21 protein-coding genes, 1 pseudogene and 1 riboswitch are annotated in these 22,709 nt (G+C 36.2%); of the genes and pseudogenes, 3 read left to right on the forward strand and 19 right to left on the reverse strand.

Annotated features, from left to right (window positions below; translation table 11 throughout):
• The first annotated feature begins 287 nt into the window (after positions 1-287).
• Both recU and NRE15_RS02430 read left to right on the forward strand, forming a co-directional pair.
• Positions 288-890: a Holliday junction resolvase RecU gene (recU, locus tag NRE15_RS02425; RefSeq protein ID WP_313794030.1), complete on the forward strand. Its 603-nt coding sequence runs from the start codon at positions 288-290 to the stop codon at positions 888-890.
• A 13-nt stretch (positions 891-903) separates the two neighbouring features.
• The gene (locus NRE15_RS02430) at positions 904-3,402 is read left to right on the forward strand and encodes a transglycosylase domain-containing protein (RefSeq protein ID WP_313794031.1); all 2,499 of its coding nucleotides are present in this window, start codon (positions 904-906) and stop codon (positions 3,400-3,402) included.
• A gap of 112 nt (positions 3,403-3,514) precedes the next feature.
• Here NRE15_RS02430 and NRE15_RS02435 read toward each other — a convergent pair whose 3' ends face one another.
• The 14 genes and pseudogenes from NRE15_RS02435 to NRE15_RS02500 form a co-directional block, all read right to left on the reverse strand.
• Complete coding sequence (locus NRE15_RS02435; RefSeq protein ID WP_313794032.1) at positions 3,515-4,231, reverse strand: DnaD domain-containing protein; 717 nt, start codon at positions 4,229-4,231, stop codon at positions 3,515-3,517.
• A 76-nt stretch (positions 4,232-4,307) separates the two neighbouring features.
• Entirely contained in the window at positions 4,308-5,606 is a 1,299-nt protein-coding gene (asnS, locus tag NRE15_RS02440) for an asparagine--tRNA ligase (RefSeq protein WP_313794033.1), read from the reverse strand.
• Between the two features lie 8 nt (positions 5,607-5,614).
• Positions 5,615-6,091, reverse strand: a complete 477-nt coding sequence (locus NRE15_RS02445) for a hypothetical protein (RefSeq protein ID WP_313794034.1) — start codon at positions 6,089-6,091, stop codon at positions 5,615-5,617.
• 53 nt (positions 6,092-6,144) lie between these two features.
• Entirely contained in the window at positions 6,145-8,673 is a 2,529-nt protein-coding gene (locus NRE15_RS02450) for an exonuclease domain-containing protein (protein WP_313794035.1), read from the reverse strand.
• A gap of 11 nt (positions 8,674-8,684) precedes the next feature.
• Entirely contained in the window at positions 8,685-9,926 is a 1,242-nt protein-coding gene (locus tag NRE15_RS02455) for a CCA tRNA nucleotidyltransferase (protein ID WP_313794036.1), read from the reverse strand.
• The gene (locus tag NRE15_RS02460; RefSeq protein ID WP_313794037.1) at positions 9,916-10,464 is read right to left on the reverse strand and encodes a YpiB family protein; all 549 of its coding nucleotides are present in this window, start codon (positions 10,462-10,464) and stop codon (positions 9,916-9,918) included. Before NRE15_RS02460 ends, NRE15_RS02455 begins: the two co-directional genes overlap by 11 nt.
• A 36-nt stretch (positions 10,465-10,500) precedes the next feature.
• The gene (locus NRE15_RS02465) at positions 10,501-11,799 is read right to left on the reverse strand and encodes a tetratricopeptide repeat protein (protein WP_313794038.1); all 1,299 of its coding nucleotides are present in this window, start codon (positions 11,797-11,799) and stop codon (positions 10,501-10,503) included.
• Positions 11,800-12,043: 244 nt separating this feature from the next.
• Positions 12,044-12,367 (reverse strand): annotated as a pseudogene (locus tag NRE15_RS02470) (group II intron maturase-specific domain-containing protein); the annotation flags it as partial.
• 86 nt (positions 12,368-12,453) lie between these two features.
• A complete protein-coding gene (gene ltrA / locus NRE15_RS02475) occupies positions 12,454-13,314 on the reverse strand; it encodes a group II intron reverse transcriptase/maturase (RefSeq protein ID WP_313793305.1) in 861 nt (286 codons plus the stop codon).
• Positions 13,315-13,870: 556 nt separating this feature from the next.
• Positions 13,871-14,146, reverse strand: a complete 276-nt coding sequence (locus NRE15_RS02480; RefSeq protein WP_313794039.1) for an HU family DNA-binding protein — start codon at positions 14,144-14,146, stop codon at positions 13,871-13,873.
• Positions 14,147-14,292: 146 nt separating this feature from the next.
• Positions 14,293-15,606, reverse strand: a complete 1,314-nt coding sequence (der, locus tag NRE15_RS02485; RefSeq protein WP_313794040.1) for a ribosome biogenesis GTPase Der — start codon at positions 15,604-15,606, stop codon at positions 14,293-14,295.
• Positions 15,607-15,689: 83 nt separating this feature from the next.
• Positions 15,690-16,946 (reverse strand): 30S ribosomal protein S1, encoded by a 1,257-nt coding sequence (rpsA, locus tag NRE15_RS02490; RefSeq protein WP_313794931.1) that lies wholly within the window; start codon positions 16,944-16,946, stop codon positions 15,690-15,692.
• Positions 16,947-17,282: 336 nt separating this feature from the next.
• A complete protein-coding gene (gene cmk, locus NRE15_RS02495) occupies positions 17,283-17,957 on the reverse strand; it encodes a (d)CMP kinase (protein WP_313794041.1) in 675 nt (224 codons plus the stop codon).
• 199 nt (positions 17,958-18,156) lie between these two features.
• Entirely contained in the window at positions 18,157-18,810 is a 654-nt protein-coding gene (locus tag NRE15_RS02500; protein WP_313794042.1) for a LysM peptidoglycan-binding domain-containing protein, read from the reverse strand.
• Positions 18,811-18,993: 183 nt separating this feature from the next.
• On the opposite strand from NRE15_RS02500, the gene NRE15_RS02505 reads away from it, so the two are divergent.
• A complete protein-coding gene (locus tag NRE15_RS02505) occupies positions 18,994-19,197 on the forward strand; it encodes a ferredoxin (RefSeq protein ID WP_313794043.1) in 204 nt (67 codons plus the stop codon).
• Here the strand turns inward: NRE15_RS02505 and NRE15_RS02510 are convergent.
• From NRE15_RS02510 to NRE15_RS02530, 5 genes are all read right to left on the reverse strand, one after another.
• Positions 19,154-19,795, reverse strand: coding sequence for an ECF transporter S component (locus tag NRE15_RS02510; protein WP_313794044.1), 642 nt, complete (start codon positions 19,793-19,795; stop codon positions 19,154-19,156). The two genes, NRE15_RS02505 and NRE15_RS02510, sit on opposite strands and share 44 nt — an antisense overlap.
• A gap of 121 nt (positions 19,796-19,916) precedes the next feature.
• A riboswitch (FMN riboswitch) is annotated at positions 19,917-20,041 on the reverse strand.
• A gap of 90 nt (positions 20,042-20,131) precedes the next feature.
• Positions 20,132-20,854: a pseudouridine synthase gene (locus NRE15_RS02515; protein ID WP_313794045.1), complete on the reverse strand. Its 723-nt coding sequence runs from the start codon at positions 20,852-20,854 to the stop codon at positions 20,132-20,134.
• A 12-nt stretch (positions 20,855-20,866) separates the two neighbouring features.
• Positions 20,867-21,469 (reverse strand): SMC-Scp complex subunit ScpB, encoded by a 603-nt coding sequence (scpB, locus tag NRE15_RS02520; RefSeq protein ID WP_313794046.1) that lies wholly within the window; start codon positions 21,467-21,469, stop codon positions 20,867-20,869.
• Positions 21,466-22,230, reverse strand: coding sequence for a segregation and condensation protein A (locus tag NRE15_RS02525; protein ID WP_313794047.1), 765 nt, complete (start codon positions 22,228-22,230; stop codon positions 21,466-21,468). Before NRE15_RS02525 ends, scpB begins: the two co-directional genes overlap by 4 nt.
• The gene (locus NRE15_RS02530; RefSeq protein ID WP_313794048.1) at positions 22,227-22,643 is read right to left on the reverse strand and encodes a hypothetical protein; all 417 of its coding nucleotides are present in this window, start codon (positions 22,641-22,643) and stop codon (positions 22,227-22,229) included. Before NRE15_RS02530 ends, NRE15_RS02525 begins: the two co-directional genes overlap by 4 nt.
• Positions 22,644-22,709 lie beyond the last annotated feature (66 nt).

A 22,709-nucleotide genomic window follows, 5' to 3' on the forward strand; every position in this document is an offset into this window, starting at 1 on the left:
GATTTTATATTTGCATACTTAAATAGTATAGCTTAAAATAAGTAGGTTGTAAATAAAAACCCACTGATTCAACCCTTTATCTCTACGAAATAATTTGACCTTCAAAAAATAAGTAGACCTGTGATATTTATTAGATTAATTTGGCGCTTTTAAGTCGTAAAAAGGATTATTTAAGTAAATATCTCAATTTTTTTACAGTAAATTCACACAATTATAACCAATTGTTCATGAGTTTTACTATTATCAAGCTAAATCTTTCGCTATAATAAAACATAAGGAGAGGTTTTATGGTAAAATACCCATCAGGTCATTCACCCCAACCAAATGGTGATACCTCAAATAATGAATCAAAAACAAATTATGGCGGACGTGGTATGTCGCTAGAAGAAAAAATTAACCAAAGCAATACTTATTACCTTACTAAGGAACGGGCTGTTATTCATAAAAAACCTACGCCCATTCAAGTGGTACAAGTAGACTATCCACATCGAAGTGCTGTAAAAATTACGGAGGCTTATTATAGACAAGCTTCAACCACTGATTATAATGGAGTATATAAAGGTAAATATATCGACTTTGAAGCCAAAGAAACTAAAAATAAGACGAGCTTTCCCCTCAATAATTTACCCGAACACCAACGGGAACATATGTCCAATTGTATTAAACACGGTGGCATTGCTTTCTTATTAATTTCTTTCAAAGTGAGAAATGAAGTCTATTTAATTCCTTATGAAAGCATTGAAACCCAAATGGCTTCATCGAACAAAAAAAGTTTAACCTATCAATTTATACAAAATAATGGTTATCTTTGCCAAACAGGTGTCTTTCCCATGCTGGACTACTTATCAGCATTGGATATTTATTTAGAGAAACTTGAGCGAAGTAACTGAAAGGATGATGTTAATGGCTACAGGGAGTCGTATCGAAAGAAAGAAATACGAAAAAAAGAACGGTCGACAGTCAAATCGCAAGCAAACTCCGCGTCCTAAAGGTCGAAAAATAATTAAAACCACGCTTATTGTGTTAATTGGTCTCGCCTTCTTAACCATTATTGGGGGTGCAGGCTTATTTGGCTACTATGCCATGGGAGCCCCAACGGTCACAATGGACGATTTAAGAGGCCAAGTATCCAGTAAAATCTATGATAACGAAGGGGATTTAGTTTTAGAATTAGGTGGACAGTCACGTGATTTACTTGAACCTGATGAAATTCCGCAAGTGTTAGAAGATGCGGTCCTTGCGATTGAAGACAGTCGTTTTTATAGTCATCTCGGTGTCGATCCCATTCGGATTGTTGGTTCATTCTTAGCCAATTTACGCGCTGGCGAAATTACCCAGGGGGGTAGTACGATAACCCAACAGTTAATTAAACTATCAGTCTTCTCAACTGATTTTCAAGATCAAACCTATGAACGGAAGGCACAAGAAGCTTGGTTAGCCCTCCAATTAGAACAAGAATTATCCAAAGAAGAAATTCTTGCATTATATTTAAATAAAATCTTCTATTCTAATAATACCTATGGAGCCAAGACGGCCGCAAGAAACTTTTTCGGCAAAGATATCAAAGATATTACCCTGTCAGAAGCTGCCTTGTTAGCTGGAATTCCTCAAGCACCTTCTGATTATGATCCTTATAGTAATCCAGAAGCAGCCAAAGAACGACGTGATCTTGTCTTAGCGGTTATGCTTGATGATGGTTTAATTAGTCAACAAGAACATGATGAAGCCGTGAATCAATCCATTGAATCCATGCTCGTTCCTTTGGATAATAATGAAGGTGAAGCACCGGAATTTATTTTAAATGGTTATATTGATGTCGTTGCCCAAGAAGTTCAAGATAAAATGAATATTAACATTTATACCGATGGTGTCGAAGTTTATACTAACTTAGACGCCGATGCCCAAAGACATATTTATGATTTAGTCAATAATAATACTGAAATAGGCTTTACGGATGATAATATGCAAACCGCTGTTTCAGTTGTTGATGTGGATACAGGTGCTTTAGTTGCGGTCATTGGTGGACGTAAACTTGAAGTCGCTCTTGGGTTAAATCGCGCAAATTCTTTAAATCGTAGTGTTGGGTCAACGATGAAGCCACTATCGGCTTATGGCCCTGCCATTGAATATTTAAATTATTCTACAGGGACTTTGGTCGTCGATGAAGCCTATACCTATTCCGATGGAACGCCTATTAATAACTATGACTTTAATTATCTAGGCAATCAAACAATGCGTGAAGCACTCGCTGGCTCAAGAAATATCCCTGCCTTAAAAATGCTACAAGATGTCGGCTTAGATAATGCCTATGCCTTTTTACAAAAAATGAACATTAATATTTTGAATAACAACCAAAGAGAATTAGTTGAATCCAATGCTATTGGTGGTGAAGTAACCCCTATACAACTAGCAGCTGCTTATGCAACCATCGCAAATTATGGTGAATACAATGAACCAACCGCTGTGATTCGAGTGGTAACTTCAAGTGGTACGGTGGAAGAGTTTACCGGCCAAAGTCGTCAAGCGATGAAGGAAACAACGGCTTATATGTTAGTTGATATGCTGAAAGATGTGCCAGGTACCTTTGCCTCTGCAGCTCAAATTGAAGGTTTAAATCATGCAGGTAAAACCGGAACAACCAACTATACCGATGAACAACTCGCTCAATTAGGCTTAAATTCAACCGACTATGCTGCCCCTGATGGTTGGTATGCCGGTATAACACCCCAATATGCCATGGTTGCTTGGGTCGGCTATGATAACCCAACATCACCCGGTAATTATTTAACCTTAGAAGAAACGCGGATACCACAAAGTATTTATCGTGAAACGATGACATTTTTAATGAAAGACGTGCCAAATACCGACTGGGTCATGCCTAGCAATATAAAACGTGTTGAAATTGAAAAATATACGGATCCGATTAGTTTGCCTGGTCCTTATACACCAACGGAAATGCGTTCAGAAGAGATCTTTATTCTTGGAACTGAACCAACAACCCAATCATTAACGTACGGACGTTATCTCAATGGTCCGACAGCTTTCGATGCTAGTTACATTGAAGATTCACAAAGTATTTATGTGAGCTGGTCTGGAGCGTTAGATGGTAATGCGCAATATGAATTGTCATTAAACGGTACAGTCATTTACACTGGAACAGGAACGAGCTTTACTATTTCAGCAGCTGCTGATGGTGAATATGTCTTCCGTCTACGCATCGTTGAAGGAAATAGTTCGTCCGATACGTCTGTTATTACCGTTACATTAACCACAGAAGCCCCGCCTGAGTCCGAGGAAAGTTCTGAAGAAAGTCTGTCTGAAAGTGCCAGTGACCCGCCAGCTGAAAGCGAAGTTCCCACTGAAAGCCTTCCAGAAGAGTCAATATCTGACCCAGCTGGTTAACAACTATCAAAAAAACCGAGCCAATTCTAACGTCTGCTGTAAAATGCAGACAATAGAATTGGCTCGGTTTTTAATTTGTTTGTATAAAGCGAACGCCCACAATCAATTCGAACTAGCTATCTGAATTAAATCGATCCTTTTGATTATAACGTAAGATAGGAATTTCAATATTATCATACTGACTATCATCAGCTTGTTTTGCTCTTGTTTGATGCTTCTGATTGAATTGCTCGATTTGTTTTTCGGCTTCATGCACTGTGCGAACATTACTTTTTTGCCAGTTTAAAAGAATTGCCTCGATATATTTAAAACTAAAAGCTTGATTTAGAACTGCTTGTTTCAACGCTAATTTAATCAAATCTTCTGGATATTTATCCGTCACAATCCAATTATTGAGAACTTCCAGTTCAATCGGCGATAGAACGCGACCAAATTCTTTCTCAAAATATGAAACCAATGACGTATCTTCGGCAACGGCTGTTATTTTTTCTTCTTTTTGAAAAAAAACACTATCCAATTTCTCAAACAGAGGACGTAAGGTGTAATGATCTGATTGCTTACCATTTTGATCTGGAACAAGTTCAATCGCTAAATAATCTTTGTCCATTAAACTGTTTAAATGGTCAAAAATCTTTTGTTGATCCCAACCTAATGAAATAGACATATGATCGATTTGATTAGAGCTTTGACTATTTGAAATCTGTGTCATTAAATATAGAATCAGTACAAACTCATCCCCAGTAACATTTAATTTATGAAATTGGTTTAGTAAGATATTTGGAACCATTGAGTGTCCTGATTTTAACCAATCGTAAATCGTACTTTTCATCCTAAACTCCTTTACATCAATAGAAAAGGAACAACTGGAGCCAATTGTCCCTTATCCTTAATAGACATCCTACGGCTTATGGATAAATACGGTTTAATAAGCGTGGGAATGGTGCTGATTCGCGAATATGTTCGGTACCACAAATCCAAGTAACAGCCCGTTCTAATCCAATCCCAAATCCAGAGTGAGGAACACTACCATATTTACGTAAATCCAAATACCATTGGTAAGTATCAACATCTAAACCAAATTTAATAATACTTTCTTTTAATGTTTCATAATCATCTTCACGTTCTGATCCTCCGATAATTTCGCCATAGCCTTCTGGCGCAATCATATCCGCACATAAAACAGTCCGTGGATCGTTAGGATTAACTTTCATATAAAAAGGTTTAATTGATTTTGGATAATTAACGATAAAAATAGGTTGCTCATATTGTGAAGCAATGAACGTTTCATGTGGTGAACCAAAATCATCGCCCCATTGAATGTCATCAAAACCATTCTTTTGTAGTAATTCAACCGCTTCAGTATATTCAATTCTTGGATAAGGTAATTGTGTATATTTTTTTAATTGCTCCACATCACGTTCCAAGGTTGTTAGTGCTAATTGACAATTATCGATGACCGATTGAACAATATAAGCCACATATTTTTCTTGCAAGGCTAAGGATTGTTCATGGTTATAGTTAGCCATTTCTGGTTCCATCATCCAAAACTCAATCAGATGCCGTCTTGTTTTCGATTTTTCAGCTCTAAAGGTTGGCCCAAAAGTAAATATTTTTCCAAAAGCCATCGCAGCTGCTTCAGCATACAATTGCCCACTTTGCGATAAATAGGCTTCTTCATCAAAATATTCCGTGTGGAACAATTCAGTCGTATTTTCAGGAGCACTTCCGGTTAATATCGGGGCATCAATTTTGACAAAGCCTTCTTGGCGCATAAATTGGTAAGTCGCATAAATTATTTCATCACGGATTGTCATAATGGCATGTTGTTTGGAAGAACGAAGCCATAAATGACGATGATCCATCAAGAAATCTGTCCCATGTTCCTTAGGTGTAATTGGATAATCATGACTTTCACCAATGACTTCGATTTCTTTAACTAAAAGTTCATAACCCAGTTTGCTTCGATCATCGACTTGAACGATGCCCACTATACGAACACTCGTTTCCTGCGTTAAATTTTTAGCTAAATCAAACGTTTCCTCAGTAACATCATTTTTCACTACAATACCTTGAAAGTAAGCTTGACCATCACGTAATTGTAAAAAAGCAATCTTACCACTGCTTCGTTTATTAGTGACCCAGGCATAAATTGTTACTTCTTGTTCAACATAATCGGCTGCTTGTCGCATCGTAATTGTATCCATAAATCCTCCTAAATATTCTCAATTGTTTGTACCCATGTTCCATTGACGGCATTAAGGTAGTAATAAGTTAAGGTGCCATTGGCATTACGCAACGTTATTTCCCATACTGGATTGTTGGCTAACTTCCCTAAGCGAGCTTGGATAATATCAACCTCACCCATATTGGCTAGCGTTAATTCTTTGGCTTGTGGTTCGGAAATAAGTTCATCATAGGTGTAATAATCCGTATCGCCACCTTCTTGACTAATAATTGCATAACGTTGGACTTCTTGATTATCAAAAAAGTCTAAGCTAAAAAATGTTTCATCAAAGGTTACCCAATAGAATTCATTGACTTGTTTGACAGGGTAATCTACTTCAACGATAGCTACAGCTTCGTCTTCAGCTTGATAAATACTAGCCTGACTTTCCATAAAAAGCCAAAACATGCCCACGAGTATGACTAATAAAATAATACTGATGGTTGTGACTGTTTTTCGACTCAAGCTATTAGCCTCCTTCATTAAATCTATTTAATATAATACCGTAAAATAATCTATTAGTCATCGGAAATCGAAAAATTTAACCAAGGGTTTAAATTATTCCTAAGTTGATAAGAATAATACTTTGTATAGATCCGATCATCAAATAAATACACCTTATCATATTCAGAATTAATGGCTAATTGTAAGAGTAAATCATTCAGTCGCGATTGCATTAAGGGCAAATGCAATTGATCAAATTCAAGATGGCTATCAAAGTGATAATAATTGGCGATTGCGTTTAATAATGGAATTTTAGGATTAACAAACGGTAATCGCTGAATCAAAATCGAACGTTTTATCTCTGAAAAATCTAACTGTTGACTAAAAACATTAGCCGAAGTTAAAATCAAAATACTATTTTCCATCTCATCCTGCCGTCGCAAAACCCGCTTTAAACTACCATGTATACCTGGACACAGCACACCAAACTGATTCATCAAGCTACTGGATTGTTTTAGCATTTGATAGGTTAATTCTTTGGCTTGTTGATTAGGCACAATTACTAATACACGCCGGTTGAGTTTGTTTTTTTGATCATTAATAAAGTCGATTTGTTGCTTAATAGCAGACACCTGATCAAGGGGTAAATCCTGATTATCTTCTACCCCATCACCCATTCCCCCTTCTTCATTCATATAAGCTAGAGGTACTTCAATCGTTAGGGATTGTTCCAGTTGATTAGGTAACTTAATTGGCGTAAAATCATTCTGTTTTAGCCACTGATACGAACCTGTTTTTTGTTTATAATCATAAAAACGTCGACTAAATAAATAAACTTCTTGTTGAGGATGTTGAACAAAGGGATTTTCAATAAATAACGGCCGTGAAATCAATTCAATATCATGAATAAATTGATTCGTGCTTTGCGCTTTAACGAGAGAGTATACGCCATTTTCAAGCCATTTAAAGTCCAGAATTAATTGCATTAATTGTTGTAAGCGGTAGTCCGTTGTCATTGTCGATTGCTTTAATTTTTTTTGAATATCAAAAGCAATACTGCTTATTACATCGAGCGTGTGATCAATGGATAGCTCTCTAACATCGGCTGGACTTAAATAACTTTCTACCCGATTGACCGAACTAAAAACGGCTTTTTCTTTCAACACATAGTGTTTTAAAATGTCTAACAATTGATAAACAGCATCAATTAATTGATTTAATAGACTGGCAATGTCAGAGTCACCGGCTTGAATGCTTGCTTGATAAACGTAATAGTCAAATACGGACTGAAGTTCAGTAAACAATTGACTCACCGGTAATTTTTTTTGTTGAAGATAGCGCTCTTTCTCAATCCAATCCTCGTAGTTTAAAATCAGTATGCTCCGCTTTTTTAAATAGTTTTCCCTTTCCAACAGCGCTTTTGATAGCATTTGGGTTTCGATTAAAATAACATCCGCCGTTTTTGTCCGCTTAAGTAAAGCTTGATAGTAAAAATTTGTCTGATTAACTAAGGTTGAACGACAATATTTTTCTAATAAAGATTGGACCACTAATTCTTCACGGATTTCAGCATAGTCACCCGTTTTTGTTTGCTTAAGCCAACGAATGGTAGCTGCAATACTAATAATTTCCTGCTGATTGAGTGTATCGACTTCTTTTTCCACTAGTAGTTCTTCAAACGCAGCTAAATGGATAAATTCTTTGGGCTTTTTTATGACGACGACTTCCCTATGTCTTTTCAACCCACTTAACTGATCTGAAAACCAGTTTAAACTGTTCATCGATTCAACACCGACAACAATTGATTTAGTTAAAGCAATTTGACTGATTACTTCGATAAGTTCGGTGTTTTTGATTGAAGGGTTCATCTTCTCAAAAATAATTCTAATGTCAGTCCTTTGCATGTTTTCAACAATCAATTGACTGAGTAATGAAAAATCAGCCGCGTCTTTTGGGACTTGATTGACTATCATGACTTCACGGTTAATATCTGTTGTTATCCTAAATTCTTTTGGATTAATAAATAAAGCCTGTTCATCATTAGGTAGTTGTCTAATATATGGCATCATTTTTTGGAAGGTTTGCTTATCTAAACTTAGAACTTCATCGGCTAACTTTGATAGTAATTGCATCGTAAGAAAAGCATCCGAGGCAGCGTCATGAGCATCTGTATAAGGTATTTGATAATATTGAGCCAATTGGGTTAAGTTGAAGCCGTCTGCCCATGGAACCAAGATTTTCGCTAATTTTACAGTATCTAAAGCAATGGGTTGGAAATCGATTTGATTAGCCCACATAAAACTTTCTTGTAACATAACTAAGTCAAAAGCTAAATTATGCGCAATAATTACACAGTCTTTTAGCCGCTCATACCATAAAGATGCTACTTGTTTAAAGGTCGGTGCTTTTTCAACAACTTCCTGACTGATACCTGTCAGCTGTTGAATATGCTGAGGTATCGTTATTTCAGGATTGATATACATATTATGTTGCCCAAGGATTTGACCTTCTTGATAAATAACCGCTGCGATTTGAATCATTCTGTCCCCTTTTTCAAAATTAGGACCCGTTGCTTCAATATCAACGACAGCAATTTTGCGCATGTAAGATGACCTCATTTCTTTGGATCGGCTACATAGGCCTCCACAAACTTTTCAATTGCATCTTTTGTGTTTTCCATTTGACGCAGTATAATTCTTTCTTCAATAATCGCTAAAAGTTCACCGACAATAGGTTGCCCTTTTTTTAGATTCAATAAAGCCATGATATCTTTGCCATTGACCGCCATGTCATTACGTCTCTTAATCGGTAAATCATCCAAACGCTGTTGAACGGATGGTTGAATCACTACACCTATCGCCTGCATGTATTGCTCCACTTCAAATAAGATATCGTTGGGATAATGATAAATAATTTGTGGGCTTAATTGATTAGTCTCAAATACAGGTATTAACTCAGTGATATGCTTGACATCTTTAATCAACTGATTACTATGTGTCCATACTTTTAAAAAGTGTTGCTTATCAACAACAGATTGATAAGGTAACTCCATTAATAATAATGCCCAACTCATCGCTTCCGAAAACACATAAGGATAATCAATCATCGCTTGATATTTATTGGATAGCTGGTCTAAAACCGCTTGAATATTTAAAATATTCAACATGGGAAGATGTTGGTAAATGCGTGAATCAATTAATAACTGGTAACTGTTAGCAAAATAATCACCTTGTAAAAATTTTGTCATCTCAACACGAATTCGTTCCATCGAAACTTGATTAAGATTTTTAGCTAAGGCTTTCATAGAACGAAAGGTCTCACCGTCTACTTCAAAGCCTAATTGCGAGGCAAATCGAATAGCGCGGAAAATTCTTAACGCATCTTCATGAAAGCGTTCCATCGGATTGCCGACGGCTCGGATTACCTTGGCATCCAAATCTAATTTACCGCCATGGTAATCATAAAGTTTACCCTTAATATCAAAAGCTAAAGCATTAATCGTAAAATCACGTCTTAAAGTATCTTCTTGTAAATCCCTTACAAATTTAACATTATCCGGATGCCGATAATCACTATAAGTATCTTCCGTTCTAAAGGTCGTAATTTCATACGTTTCTTGTTGCCAGACAACAATCACAGTCCCATGTTTTTTCCCTAAATCAATGGTATTTGAAAAGATAGCTTCGACTTCTTCAGGACGTGCACTGGTAGCAATATCGATATCATGAATAGGCAAATTCAATAAGGTGTCTCTAACACATCCCCCAACAAAATAAGCCTCATAACCATGAGACTCAATTTGCTTCATAACTGATTTAGCTTTTTGAAAAAGTGGATTTGCCAAACTATAATTCATAGTCGCTTCCTTTCAATTGTTCAATCAAGTTAACAAAATAATCGGCTTGTTCATAATTATGTTGATCAAGCGCCTCATCAAGTTGTTGGGTTATATATTTAATATAAGCCTGAGTACTAATTTGATTTAAGGTTTGATTGGTACTTTCTAATAAATTTTTATCCTCAGGAGCGAAGGGGTTTTCTTCAAAAACATCTAAAACGTATGCCAGTTGAAAATACTGAGGAACATTTAATTCAATATAAAAAATCTCCTTTTTATACATCATATTAAGGCGCATATCATGAAAAGCTTGCTCATAGTTGGTATAAGTCCGTTGATTTTTATAATATATAAATGGTACAGCCGAATTATATTGATAAGATACATAAATGCCTCTTGGTGCATACTTGACTTGATCCGTAAAAACTATCGTATCCATAATATTCGGTTGTTTTATCAAATAATTCATTAAATACGTTACAGAGGGGTTTACATGTTCATACCGATTGACGATTTGAGTTAAAAATTCTCTTTTCATTTGGTTCTTATTCAACATTTGGCACCTCCATTTATGCTTTTTGTGTATTTATACTTATTCTGCTAAGTAATTATCAATTTGCTTCGAAAGTGTCTTTAATGCTTCTGAAGAATATATACTATCTTCAAAGCGCTTAACCAATTGTTGGGCTTCTTCATAACGGTTATCATTAATCAAAAAGTTCGCATAATCGACAATCAGATTATCTTCATTGACCAAATATTCAATCGCTTTTTGATAATTTTTATCGGCTTCTTCTTTATTATTTAATGCTTCAAATGTTTTGGCATACCAATAACTTAGGTAACTTTGATCCTCAAAAGAATCACCGAGTGTGCGTAATTGATGCAAGGCATGAGCATAATCCCCTTGCTGCAAATAGTAATTGACAATAACCGAGATAATCTGGTATTGATCGGCTTCATCATCTGCTAATAAATAATAATCTTCAAGTTTATTAATTAATTCAATGCTTACTTCATCAACATTAATAGCTACTTCAACTAAACGTAAAATAGTGGCATCAAATGGCGGTAACGATTTAGCCAACCAAGTAATTTCCTTTTTTAAAGCGGAAGCTTTGTTTGTATCCTGATACAATTCCATCAAAAGAAAATGACTGTTAAAGTTATCGGCATTAAGTTGGATCGATTTTTGCGCCATCTCGATGGCTGTATCAAATTGCTTCGCTTTTTGATAAGCAACCGCTAATAAATAATAATCTTCATCATCTTTTTCAAGCTCTTCATTTTCATAGAGCTTTTCAATTTTTTCAATATCCATCATTTCTTTATTAATCTCAAAACCTACTAAATCTTTACGAATAGCTAATTGATCAATTTGCTTAGGAAAATAATCATACGCCACTTTTAAATAATATTCAGCTCGATCGACATTACCGTGTTTTTCATACATTTTGGCTAATACAATATAGGGCTCTGCTTGCGTTGGAAACTCTTTGATGATTTCAATTAATAAGTCTCTGGCTTCATTATAGTCATTAAGACTATCTAAGATACGCGCCTTTAAAAAAGCATATTTAAATGTTAATTTATTTGGATAAACTTCTTCGATCCATTCGTAGGCTTGCTCATAATATTGGTATTGATAATAAGCTAATGCAATTTGATAGCCAACATTTCTTATGGGATTAATTTCATATAATGTTTCCAATACAATAATACCAAAGTCACGATACCCTAGTCGATTCAAATACTTAGCCGTTTCGATTAAAGCATTATAGTAGGCTTCATCATCTAGCGCCCGATCATAAAATGGAGATAGGGTTTCATTTAAATCTTCAACTGTTTCAATCTCTTTTATTTCTTCTAATATTTCTTCGAACAACGACATCCAATAACCTCCAGTGATTCAGTAACTCTATTATAACATGAAGCTAGCAACTAACGTTATGTAAATGTTACAAATTTCGTATTCTTTTGCTGAATGGGTTTGAAAACTAATTGTATCATTATAAAAAAAAAAAAAAAAAAAAAAAAAAAATCGAGTAGGAGACTAGTCATTAATTGACTAGTCGACCTCTCACACCACCGTGCGTACGGTTCCGTACACGGCGGTTCAATAACTTAAATATCTTTTATCGCTCATATAAGTAGGTTAGATCCTTCAATCCCCAGATAGCGAGCCTTTTGTTTGTGATGGCTCGGTGTAAAATTTCACTCCGTGAAAGTCTCCAATAAGCCTTACGACTCCCTGCCATCTTGAGCGAATCATCATGGTCTATGCCTAGTCGCCTAAGTTGTGTATACCGAGTGGATACTTTCTTCCATCTTTTCCAGATGAGCTGTCGCAATCGATGATTCAACCAGCTCTGAGTTTCTATCATGAAAGATTTCATAAAACCAATTTTGTAGTAATTTATCCACCCTACAGTCACTCGATTGATTTCTACTACTATATCTTCAAATGACCCAGGTCGATTACGACGAGTTAACTTCTTGAGCTTGGTGCGAAACTTTTGTTTAGCCGACTGACTAGGTCGGCATCCTACTTTCCCGTGCTATTATGAATATGAAACCCCAGGAATTTAGATTGGGTGGGTGTCGTCACTCGGCTTTTTTCCTTATTCACCGTTAGACGTAATTTCCCTTCAATAAAGTCTGTAATACCTTCCATCACACGTTCGCCTGCCCGTCTACTCTTTACATAGATGACAAAATCATCCGCGTATCGAGCGAACTTATGACCTCTACGCTCAAGCTCCCTGTCTAAATGGTGTAAATAGACATTCGCTAGTAACGGAGATAAGGGGCCTCCTTGTGGTGTTCCCATATCCGTTTCAACATAAAAGCCTTGGTCCAGGATGCCTGATTTAAGAAAGTTCCAGATAATTCTTAAAACAACTTTATCCTGAATATAGTATTCAAGATTATTTCTAAGAATTTGATGGTTGATGGTATCGAAATAATTCTTCAAATCACAGTCTACTACTACACGATAACCTTCTTCGTAGTAACTGATGACTCGTGCCACCGCTTGATGAGCGTTGCGACCTTTTCGAAAACCGTAACTAAATTCAGAGAAATGCGGGTCAATTATCGGGTCAATCACTTGAAGTATCGCTTGTTGTACGACTCTATCCCTTACCGTTGGAATACCCAAAAGGCGGACTCCACCGTTAGCTTTGGGTATTTCAACTCGTTTCACAGGTTGTGGTTGATAGGTTCCAGCCTTGAGCTTTCGAACAATGGCTGACCCATAAGTCGCCATATGTTCGTCTAGTTCATTAACCGTCATCCCGTCTACACCGGGTGCTCCCTTATTTTTGCGAACTTTAGCGATAGCTTGTTCCATGTTTGTTTGACTGACTACTTGGTCAATCAGTAAGATATCATTTTGTTTATTCATATCTGTGCTACGACACCTCCGCACTCCTACATATCTTTTTGCTTCCAGCATATCCTTCTGTAGGCAGCCATCTCTTCGAACTTAATCACGATGTTGTCTGCGTTATCGGTGACGTATCCACCTCCTTGATTTTCAAAATTGTTATTGTTCTGTCCTTCCTAGCTATAGGCTAGTACTATGACGTCTGCTGACTTCTCATCATTCGTTGTTACTACGATTAACTATCGTTGATGAGACCTCCCCGGGTAAGAATGACAACCTTCCACTCATGTCACTGCTTCATCTACTGTATGGGATTCGTGCAGTATTGGACTTTACTTTGTAAGGCAAGCTCGTCCGTCCCTGTTCAGCCTTAATATGAAGTTTCTGTTCGTCAGTGCGAGTGTTTGCCTCCGGCTTCCTTCAGATTCCACCTCACGATGGACACCCTTGCCTTTAGCTAACAGTTCCTACTGCCAAGCCTGTAGTGGACTTTCACCACCAAGTTGTCACCCATGCCGGGCGCACCTCAAAAAGACCGTTGAAGCTTTTTGCCTCAACGGTCATATAGATGAAATTATTTTACTGCATCTTTTAGGGCTTTACCAGCTTTGAATCCTGGAACTTTACTTGCAGCGATTTGAATTTCTTCGCCTGTTTGAGGATTACGTCCTTTACGAGCTGCACGATCACGAACTTCAAAAGTACCAAATCCAATAATTTGTACTTTTTCACCGTCTGCTAATAACTCTTGCACAGTTTCAAATAACGCTTCAACCGTAGCAGTTACATCTTTTTTAGTTAAATTTGTTTTTGCTGCTACTTTTTCTACTAATTCTGCTTTGTTTGCCATAAATAATTTCCTCCCAATTGATTGCTATTCAGCAAATTTTTGAAATACAATTGCTAGAACTCCTAACAATTATTTCATATCTAAGAATAGCATATCAGACTTGATAATACAACATTTTGGACTTGATATTCGTTAAATTTAACGGATTATTCTCGTTCACGAACAATTAAGCGTAATGGTGTTCCTTCAAAATAGAAAGATTGGCGCAATTGGTTTTCAAGAAAACGCTCATAACTAAAGTGCATGAGTTCTTTATCATTTACAAAAACAACAAATGTAGGTGGATTGACTGCAACTTGTGTCAAGTAAAAAATCTTTAACCGTCTACCCTTATCCGTTGGAGTTGGATTCATGGCCACAGCATCCATTAAAACATCATTCAACAATGACGATTGAATACGTCGATGACGATTTTCGTAAATCGTAACGAGCATTTCAGGTAATTTATTTAAACGCTGACCTGTCTCAGCGCTGACAAACAAAATGGGTGCAAAACTTAAATATTGGAATTCTTTACGGATATCCTTTGTAAATGATTCAAATAATTTATCACTCTTATCAACTAAATCCCACTTATTGACGAGTATAATAATGCCTTTATTCGCTTCATAAGCATATCCAGCAACTTTTTTGTCTTGTTCTCTAATACCCGTTTCGGCATCTAAAACTAAACAGACAATATCGCTACGCTCGATGGCTGACATGGCTCTTAAAACACTGTATTTTTCCGTTTTTTCATAAACTTTGCCACGTTTACGAATACCGGCTGTATCTATCATTGTAAAAGAATGACCATCTGCAGCTGTAAAATAAGTGTCAACCGCTTCTCGCGTTGTCCCTTCAATATTTGAGACGATGACGCGTTGCTCATTTAAAATAGCATTAACCAAACTCGATTTACCAACATTCGGACGCCCGATAAAACTAAATTTTATGGTTTTATCGTCATCCTCATGACTCGCATCCGATGGAAAAGAAGCCACTACCGCATCGAGTAAATCACCAAAACCTGTACCATGTGATCCAGAAACGGCAAATGGCTCCCCATGACCTAAGGCATAAAAATCATAAGTTTGCATTCTTTGTTCAGGATTATCCGTTTTATTAACGGCTACAACAACAGGTTTATGAGTCCGATGTAATTGATTGGCGATATTTTCATCGATATCGGTTAAACCTTCACGTGCTGAAACGACAAAAATAATCACATCCGCTTCTTCCATCGCAATCTCGGCTTGGTAACGAACCTGATTCATCAGCGGTTCATCGGATAAATCAATACCACCGGTATCAATCAAACGAAATTCACGGTTTAACCAGCTAGCAGTTGCATAAATTCGATCACGTGTCACACCAGGTACATCTTCGACGATTGAAAGTCTTTCACCAATTAAACGATTAAAGATGGTTGATTTACCTACATTGGGGCGACCAACAAGGGCAACAACAGGAATACTCATTATTTCACCTCTTTTTCTTTTTAAGCAAAATAAAAGACTGATGCATCAAGCGTCAGTCTTCATAAATTAAAATGAATGGTTAATTATTCATCATCACTTTCAGATCTTAAAGCTTTTAACTCATCGCTACCTAATAAGTCAGCAAATGAAAATCCAGATTCATTACTTTCTTCTGAAGTATATGAACTTGTATTACTTTGTTTGTTACTACGTGGACGATTGTTATTTGATTGATTTCTACGGTTTGATTCTGGGGCTGTATGTCCTTCTTCAGAAACAGGTTTATCTAACAAAGCTTTAATCGATAATGATAAACGTTGTTCTTGTGGATCAGCACTTAAAACTTTCACTTGAATTTCTTGACCTTCTTCAAGTTTTTCATGAGGTGTAGCAATATGATCATGCGAAATTTGTGAAATGTGAACTAATCCTTCAACGGCAGGGAATACTTCCACAAATGCACCAAAGCTTGTTAGACGTTTAACGGTTCCCGTTAAAACAGATCCTTCAGGAGCTCTTTCTTCGATATTATCCCATGGTCCCGCTAAAGTATCCTTGATTGATAAGGATACACGACCTCTATCTTTATCAACAGATAAGATTTTAACATTAACTTTTTCACCAATAGTTAATTTATCACTTGGTTTATCAATATGTTCATGCGCAATGCGACTAATATGAACTAAACCATCAATACCACCTAAGTCAATAAAGGCACCGAAGTTCGTTAAACGAGCAATTGTACCTTCTACGATTGAACCTTCTTCTAAATTATCTAAGATTTCAGCACGTTTTTCTTCTCTTTCTTTACGTGCGATTTCTTTATGTGATAAAATTAAACGATTTTCGCTTGGTTCAATTTCAACGATTTTGAATTCTAATGTTTTACCTTTATAAGGTGAAAAATCTTCCACAAAGTAATCTTCAACCATTGATGCAGGTACAAAACCACGTACACCAGCATCAACAACTAAACCACCTTTAACAACATCTTTAACCGGTGCTTCAATTGTTTCACCACGATCAGCTTTTTCTTGGATTTCAACCCAAACTTTTTTAGCATCTACACGTTTTTTAGATAAATAATAATTTCCATTTTCTTTATCTTTAATTGGACGTAAAACCACTAATTCAATTTCATCGCCAATATTTACGATTTCAGATGGATCTTCAAAGGGTGTAGAAGACAGTTCTTGGCGTTCAATGACACCTTCTAAACCACCACTTTCTTTGATAGCAACACGTACTTGTTTATCATCAAAAGCTAGCACATCTGCCCAAACAGTATCGCCCACTTTAATTTCAACAACACTGTCAAGTGCATCTTCCATTGTTTCCATTGCAGTTGGTTCTTCTGATTCAGTAGCTGCCTCTTCTACCACTTCAGATTCTTCTGCATTATTTTCTTCAGTATCAGTAGTAGCTTCTTCTACTACCTCTTCAGCTGATTCTACCACTTCTTCTGTAGTTTCAACTGTTTCTTCGTTATTCACTTCTTCGTTCAATTCATTGTTCTCAACAAACTCTGCCATGTACCCGTTCCTCCTAAGCAATTGCCTTAAAATTGTTGCCAAAAATAAATAATGGCTCACATAATCATATTTTATCAAATTTTTTAACTATCGTCTAGTAAAGGATTGCTTTAATTCGATATATTCAGAAATTCGATAAGTATTTTATTGATTTAGTTCATAAATATTTTGAATTATAAATTCTATAACATCTTCGATACTCATCTTACTAGAATCAATTAGTATCGCATCTTCCGCTTTTTTTAAAGGGCTGATCTCTCTAGTTGAATCATAATGGTCACGTCGAATAATATCCGCTTCAATTTCCTCTAGTGTTTGACTTGTTAAATTATTTTTTAGATTTTGCTGATATCGTCGTTCAGCTCGCACGCTGGGTAAAGCTGTTAAAAAGAATTTATACTTAGCATCTGGTAATACAACTGTTCCAATATCACGACCATCCATCACCACAGAGACTCCTTTAGCAATTTCCCTTTGTTTCTCAACTAAAATTTCTCTTACAATCGGTATGGCGGATACCTCGGAAACATTCCGTGTAACTTCAACCGAGCGAATTTCACTCGCTACGTCTCTTTCATTAACGAATAGATGTAATTCTTGATTAATATAATTGAATTTAAAATCTACCTGCTTAAGTAACGCTTCAATTTGATCAAGTTGATCAAATTCGATGTTAGCTTCCATTAACAAAAAAGTAATCGCGCGATACATCGCACCTGTATCTATATAAATAATATCTAATCGTTGTGCGATAGCTTTGGCCACCGTACTCTTTCCCGATGAAGCAGGTCCATCGATCGCAATAGCAAAATTTTCCATAAATTAATGAATCTCACTTTCTAGAACCGTTATGTACTCATAAAAAAGCCGAACTTTCAATTATAGCCTTCCAGAATGAACTGACTTATTCAACCCCTAAGACTAAAGTCAGTCGATTAGGAACTGGGTAATCAGATGATTCTGACGCTGTAACTAATTGAAAGTTCGAATTTCTAAAACAATGATGTTTTATTTATAATTAAGGTACAACAATTTGCATACCTGGATAAATCGGCGTATCAATTGTTGCTCCATTCATCTGGACTAAATCATAAACATTAATACCAAAGTTAACCGAAATACTCCACCAAGAATCGCCTGCTTGAATCGTATAACTTCCCGTTGCAGGTGTTTCCGGCACCGTGACCTCAGGAGTTTCGACGGGTGTCGTCGGTGTTTCGACTACTGATTCAACAACCTCAGGTACCGATTCAGCGATTTCGATCGAGCTCACACTTTCTTCAGATGAGCTTTCAGATCTAGATTCTGATTCACTTTCAGATTCGCTCGTTTCGGATTCACTCATACTTCGGTTGATTGAAAGATTCTCCATAGATGACGTAGACACTTCTGTATCCTGTCTCGTCGCATTAACAGCCCAGTAAAGCATAAACGGTGAAATTAATACAGCAATTATCAGAAATAACAGCACTTTCGAAAGCGTTGTAGCTTCTTTGTTTGGCTGATTACGCGCTGAACGTGAAAACTGCCGTTTTTTAGGGTTCTCATCTTGTCCAAAACCACGATTCCAAGGTGCCTTGTTATCTCCTTGCTGTTGGTTAGAACGGCTTGAATTTTCTTGACGCTCATTTTGTTTGTCTTCATTTTGATTTGGATAATTATCATTTGACATTCTAATTCCTCCTACATGTGTTACAATATTTAGGTATGTAATTGTTTTGTTTGATAAATATATACTACTGAACTATACTAACATAAATATACACGAAATCGATTAAAAATAGCAAAAGTTAAACGCTTTTATACTAATTTGAAGCTTAATTGTAAGCTAATTGTAACATAAGGAGATGTTTTTGTGAAATTTTTTGTTAAAACGGAAAAATGTATCGCATGTGGTCGTTGCTACTTAAATTATCCCGATATATTTGACTCTACTGACGAAGGGATTGCATTTGTAAAAGAAACCGCCAATGAAAAAGACCACACTGCTAGTCGCAATGTAGTCTATGAATGTCCTACGCGTGCGATTCAGATGGTTGAACCGGACGCTCAAGTCTAACCTTTTCGTGATAACTTGGATAAAGCATATCACGTTTTTCCAAAATAGGGACGATAGAACGTATCACTATAACTTGACCGATACTTAAAATAATTCCCTTAATAAGATTAAAAGGAATAATAACTGACATTATATAAGCTATAAAGTCATCAATTGGGAAATTTAAAACGGTCGTGTAGATAGGTAAAGCCACATAGTAATTAATGAGCGACATGGATACAACCAATGAAGCTGTTAAAGTAATACTCATTAAAATCGCTGTAAAGGTTGATCGTTTAGCTCGCGTATATTTCAAGATAAAATGGGTTGGTAAAAACATGGCTAAAGTGGCGATAAAACTCATTATTACCCCGATAGGAATCCCGGCTTCCCCACCACCGGTGATATAGTTAACAACATCACGAATACCTGCAACAATAACAAGACCAACAGGACCATATGCTAACATTCCAATTAAAGCCATTAAGTCACTAAAATCAATCTTTAAGAATGGGGCTGCTGGTAAAATGGGAAAATCAATAAACCGTAACACGATTGCCCACGCACCTAAAATTGACAACAGAACCATTGCTTTAACCGACAACTTTCTTTTTACCATAAACTTTCTACTCCTCTATTCGTCTTACAATAGAGCCTCATGCAATAAAAAAAATACGCCATCTACTAAGGGTCCTCAGCAAATAGCGTACATTAATTATCTAAATTTAGATAAATTGCACAAAATTCTTCTTCCATCCAGACTGTACTGTCGGTACTGGAATTACACCAGATCGGCCTTAACATAATGTTTAGGTTCGTGGACTTTACCACCGGTCGGGAATTTCACCCTGCCCTGAAGACGTTATTTAATTTATAAATTCATTTTACCATATTTTGACAATAATACAAGCCCATAGACTTAAATAGTTATAAAATTCACATAAGAATGTTGATGTTAAACATTCTTGGCCATTTGTGTTAGCTTATTAACTTCAAAAGCTGTTAATTCACGCCAATCTCCTGGATTCATTTTACCTAAATCAAGAAAACCAAATTTTTCACGTTTTAACTTAGTCACAGGGTGTCCAATCGCTTCAAACATTTTTTTCACTTGATGATTCCAGCCTTCATGAATCGTTAACTCAATAACACTGGTATTTTGGTTCTTATTTTGTTGCAAGATAGACACCCGTGCAGGAGTCGTTTGCTTGCCATCAATCACTACCCCTTGTGTCAGTTTTTTGATGCTTTCCATCGTAGGAATCCCTTCGACTTTAGCTACATAAACCTTATCAATTTGATATTTTGGATGCATTAACAAATTGGCAAACTCACCATCATTCGTAAGTAACAACAATCCCGTTGTATCATAATCTAAACGACCGATAGGGTAGATTCTTTCATTAACTAAATGAATATAATCCGTCACCACTTCCCTACCCTTATCATCTGAAACGGCGCTAATAACATTTTTAGGTTTATAGAGCAAAATATACTTCGGTTCTTCTTTATAAATAGGGACACCATCAACTTCAATTAAATCATTAGCATTCACTTTGGTCCCTAATTCCGTTATTTTAATCCCATTAACCGAGACACGACCTGCTAAAATGAGATCTTCTGACTTGCGACGACTAGCCACGCCGGCATGGGCTAATACTTTTTGTAATCTTTCCAATTTTTATACCCTCTATTCTTCATCAGTTGAAGCTTCATCGTCAAAAAAATCCACTTCCCATTCTTTAATATTAAATAAATCACTATATGATTCTTCACTATTCAATGGTAAAGCTTGAATTTCCGGTAAGTCTTCTAAAGAATTTAAGCCAAAATAATCCATAAAATAATCGGTCACCGCGTAGAGTATCGGTCGGCCTGGCGCTTCCACTCGACCAACTTCTTTAATTAAATCGCGACCTAGTAAGCGTTGGATCATAGCTGCCGAGTTGACGCCCCTAATTTGATCGACTCCCATTCGCGTAATCGGTTGTCTATACGCAATAATCGCTAAAGTTTCAACCGCTGAACGTGATAATTGGGTGGTAAAAGGCGAACGCGCAAAATTAATTAGAGTTGATTCCAATTCTTTTTTTGTTACTAAACGATAACGTTGATTGTAATTGACCAATTCAATCGGACTGTCTAAATTCTCTTGTAAATCAAGCTTTAATTGCTGCAGTCCATTTGATATAGACTCAAGGTCAGCATTTAAAACTTGTGCCAATTCTTCACGACTAACCCCTTCTTCACCTGCCACAAAAATTAATCCATGAATTTGCATTTTTAGGTTCATAAATCCACATCCTTAAGTGCTTGATTCCGTTTAATTTTAATAGCATCTAAGGCATGAGGTTGAAAAAAAACAATCTGCTGTTTACGAACAAGTTCTAACATGGCCAAAAAAGTAGCAATATATTCCTGCTTGCTCGAAGAGTTTACTAAATCGGTCAATTCAATTTCATCATCCCAATCTAATTGCTCTAGAACACCCTTTATATCATTAATTTTTTCTTCAACCGTAATCGGATCATGTTTAATTTCTTTTAATTTTGGTTGACGTTCATAAGCATTAACTAAAACTTGCATCATTGCCTGCTGCAGATCACTGACATCCAATTCATTCTCTTTTAATGGAATAAAGGTTTGATATTCGGTTAAATCTGTCCTTGGTCGTGTATATAGTTTAGACCGTTGATTTTGCTTTTCTTCCAACTCATCCGCAACCGTTTGAAATTGTTGGTACAATAATAGTTGTTGAACCAGTAGTTGCCGTGGATCTTGTTGATCGTAATTATCTTCTAAGTCTTCGTTGGGTTCAATAGGCAATAAGAGGCGACTCTTTATTTCTAATAAAGTCGCCGCCATGACTAAATAATCCCCTGCAATATCCAACTCTAGTTCCTGCATTGAATGAAGGTATTCCATGTATTGCGTTGTGATTTCATGCATAGGTATATCATTAATATCAACTTTTAATTGCTTAATAAGATGTAATAATAAATCAAAAGGTCCTTGAAAAGCTTTTAACTCTAATTTTAATGCCTCTTGACTCATAGCTCTTCTTCAACCTCACTGGCGGCTTCGTGATATTTTTTTGACCATTTCGCTAATAAATCACTGGTTTTGATTGAGCCAATTAACGTGGCATTTGGATAGAGCTTGCGTAAATTTGAATAAATTTTAAAACCAACACCTTCATTTCTAAAAGAAGGGATAACGGCAATCCTTGGTACTAAAATAGTTTCAATGTCGTCTTCAGATTCATTATCTAAATGATTACGTTCTATGGTAACAATCCCAACAAAATTATCAGATTGATCATCTTTATATAAATAAATCTCTTTATCAGGATCATTACGATATTCTTCAAGTAATTTCCGCTGTTCTTCAGTGGTTGAATGATCGAGTGTATAGGATAACAATCCCATAACGATTTTTTCATTTTTATTTTTTGAAGGTATGAGCATCTATTTCCCTCCTTTTAGCCATTTTCACTTGATGAATCATAACATTATCTAAAAAATAATTCAAAT

Source organism: Fundicoccus culcitae (assembly GCF_024661895.1).
Lineage (GTDB): Bacteria > Bacillota > Bacilli > Lactobacillales > Aerococcaceae > Fundicoccus_A > Fundicoccus_A culcitae.

Excerpts from the sequence above, each read along its gene's own strand:
- recU (WP_313794030.1), top strand. The coding sequence starts at position 288 with ATGGTAAAATACCCATCAGGTCATTCACCCCAACCAAATGGTGATACC.
- NRE15_RS02430 (WP_313794031.1), top strand. The coding sequence starts at position 904 with ATGGCTACAGGGAGTCGTATCGAAAGAAAGAAATACGAAAAAAAGAAC.
- NRE15_RS02435 (WP_313794032.1), bottom strand. The coding sequence starts at position 4,231 with ATGAAAAGTACGATTTACGATTGGTTAAAATCAGGACACTCAATGGTT.
- asnS (WP_313794033.1), bottom strand. The coding sequence starts at position 5,606 with ATGGATACAATTACGATGCGACAAGCAGCCGATTATGTTGAACAAGAA.
- NRE15_RS02450 (WP_313794035.1), bottom strand. The coding sequence starts at position 8,673 with ATGCGCAAAATTGCTGTCGTTGATATTGAAGCAACGGGTCCTAATTTT.
- NRE15_RS02455 (WP_313794036.1), bottom strand. The coding sequence starts at position 9,926 with ATGAATTATAGTTTGGCAAATCCACTTTTTCAAAAAGCTAAATCAGTT.
- NRE15_RS02460 (WP_313794037.1), bottom strand. The coding sequence starts at position 10,464 with ATGTTGAATAAGAACCAAATGAAAAGAGAATTTTTAACTCAAATCGTC.
- NRE15_RS02465 (WP_313794038.1), bottom strand. The coding sequence starts at position 11,799 with ATGTCGTTGTTCGAAGAAATATTAGAAGAAATAAAAGAGATTGAAACA.
- ltrA (WP_313793305.1), bottom strand. The coding sequence starts at position 13,314 with ATGAATAAACAAAATGATATCTTACTGATTGACCAAGTAGTCAGTCAA.
- NRE15_RS02480 (WP_313794039.1), bottom strand. The coding sequence starts at position 14,146 with ATGGCAAACAAAGCAGAATTAGTAGAAAAAGTAGCAGCAAAAACAAAT.
- der (WP_313794040.1), bottom strand. The coding sequence starts at position 15,606 with ATGAGTATTCCTGTTGTTGCCCTTGTTGGTCGCCCCAATGTAGGTAAA.
- rpsA (WP_313794931.1), bottom strand. The coding sequence starts at position 16,946 with ATGGAAACAATGGAAGATGCACTTGACAGTGTTGTTGAAATTAAAGTG.
- cmk (WP_313794041.1), bottom strand. The coding sequence starts at position 17,957 with ATGGAAAATTTTGCTATTGCGATCGATGGACCTGCTTCATCGGGAAAG.
- NRE15_RS02500 (WP_313794042.1), bottom strand. The coding sequence starts at position 18,810 with ATGTCAAATGATAATTATCCAAATCAAAATGAAGACAAACAAAATGAG.
- NRE15_RS02510 (WP_313794044.1), bottom strand. The coding sequence starts at position 19,795 with ATGGTAAAAAGAAAGTTGTCGGTTAAAGCAATGGTTCTGTTGTCAATT.
- scpB (WP_313794046.1), bottom strand. The coding sequence starts at position 21,469 with ATGAACCTAAAAATGCAAATTCATGGATTAATTTTTGTGGCAGGTGAA.
- NRE15_RS02525 (WP_313794047.1), bottom strand. The coding sequence starts at position 22,230 with ATGAGTCAAGAGGCATTAAAATTAGAGTTAAAAGCTTTTCAAGGACCT.
- NRE15_RS02530 (WP_313794048.1), bottom strand. The coding sequence starts at position 22,643 with ATGCTCATACCTTCAAAAAATAAAAATGAAAAAATCGTTATGGGATTG.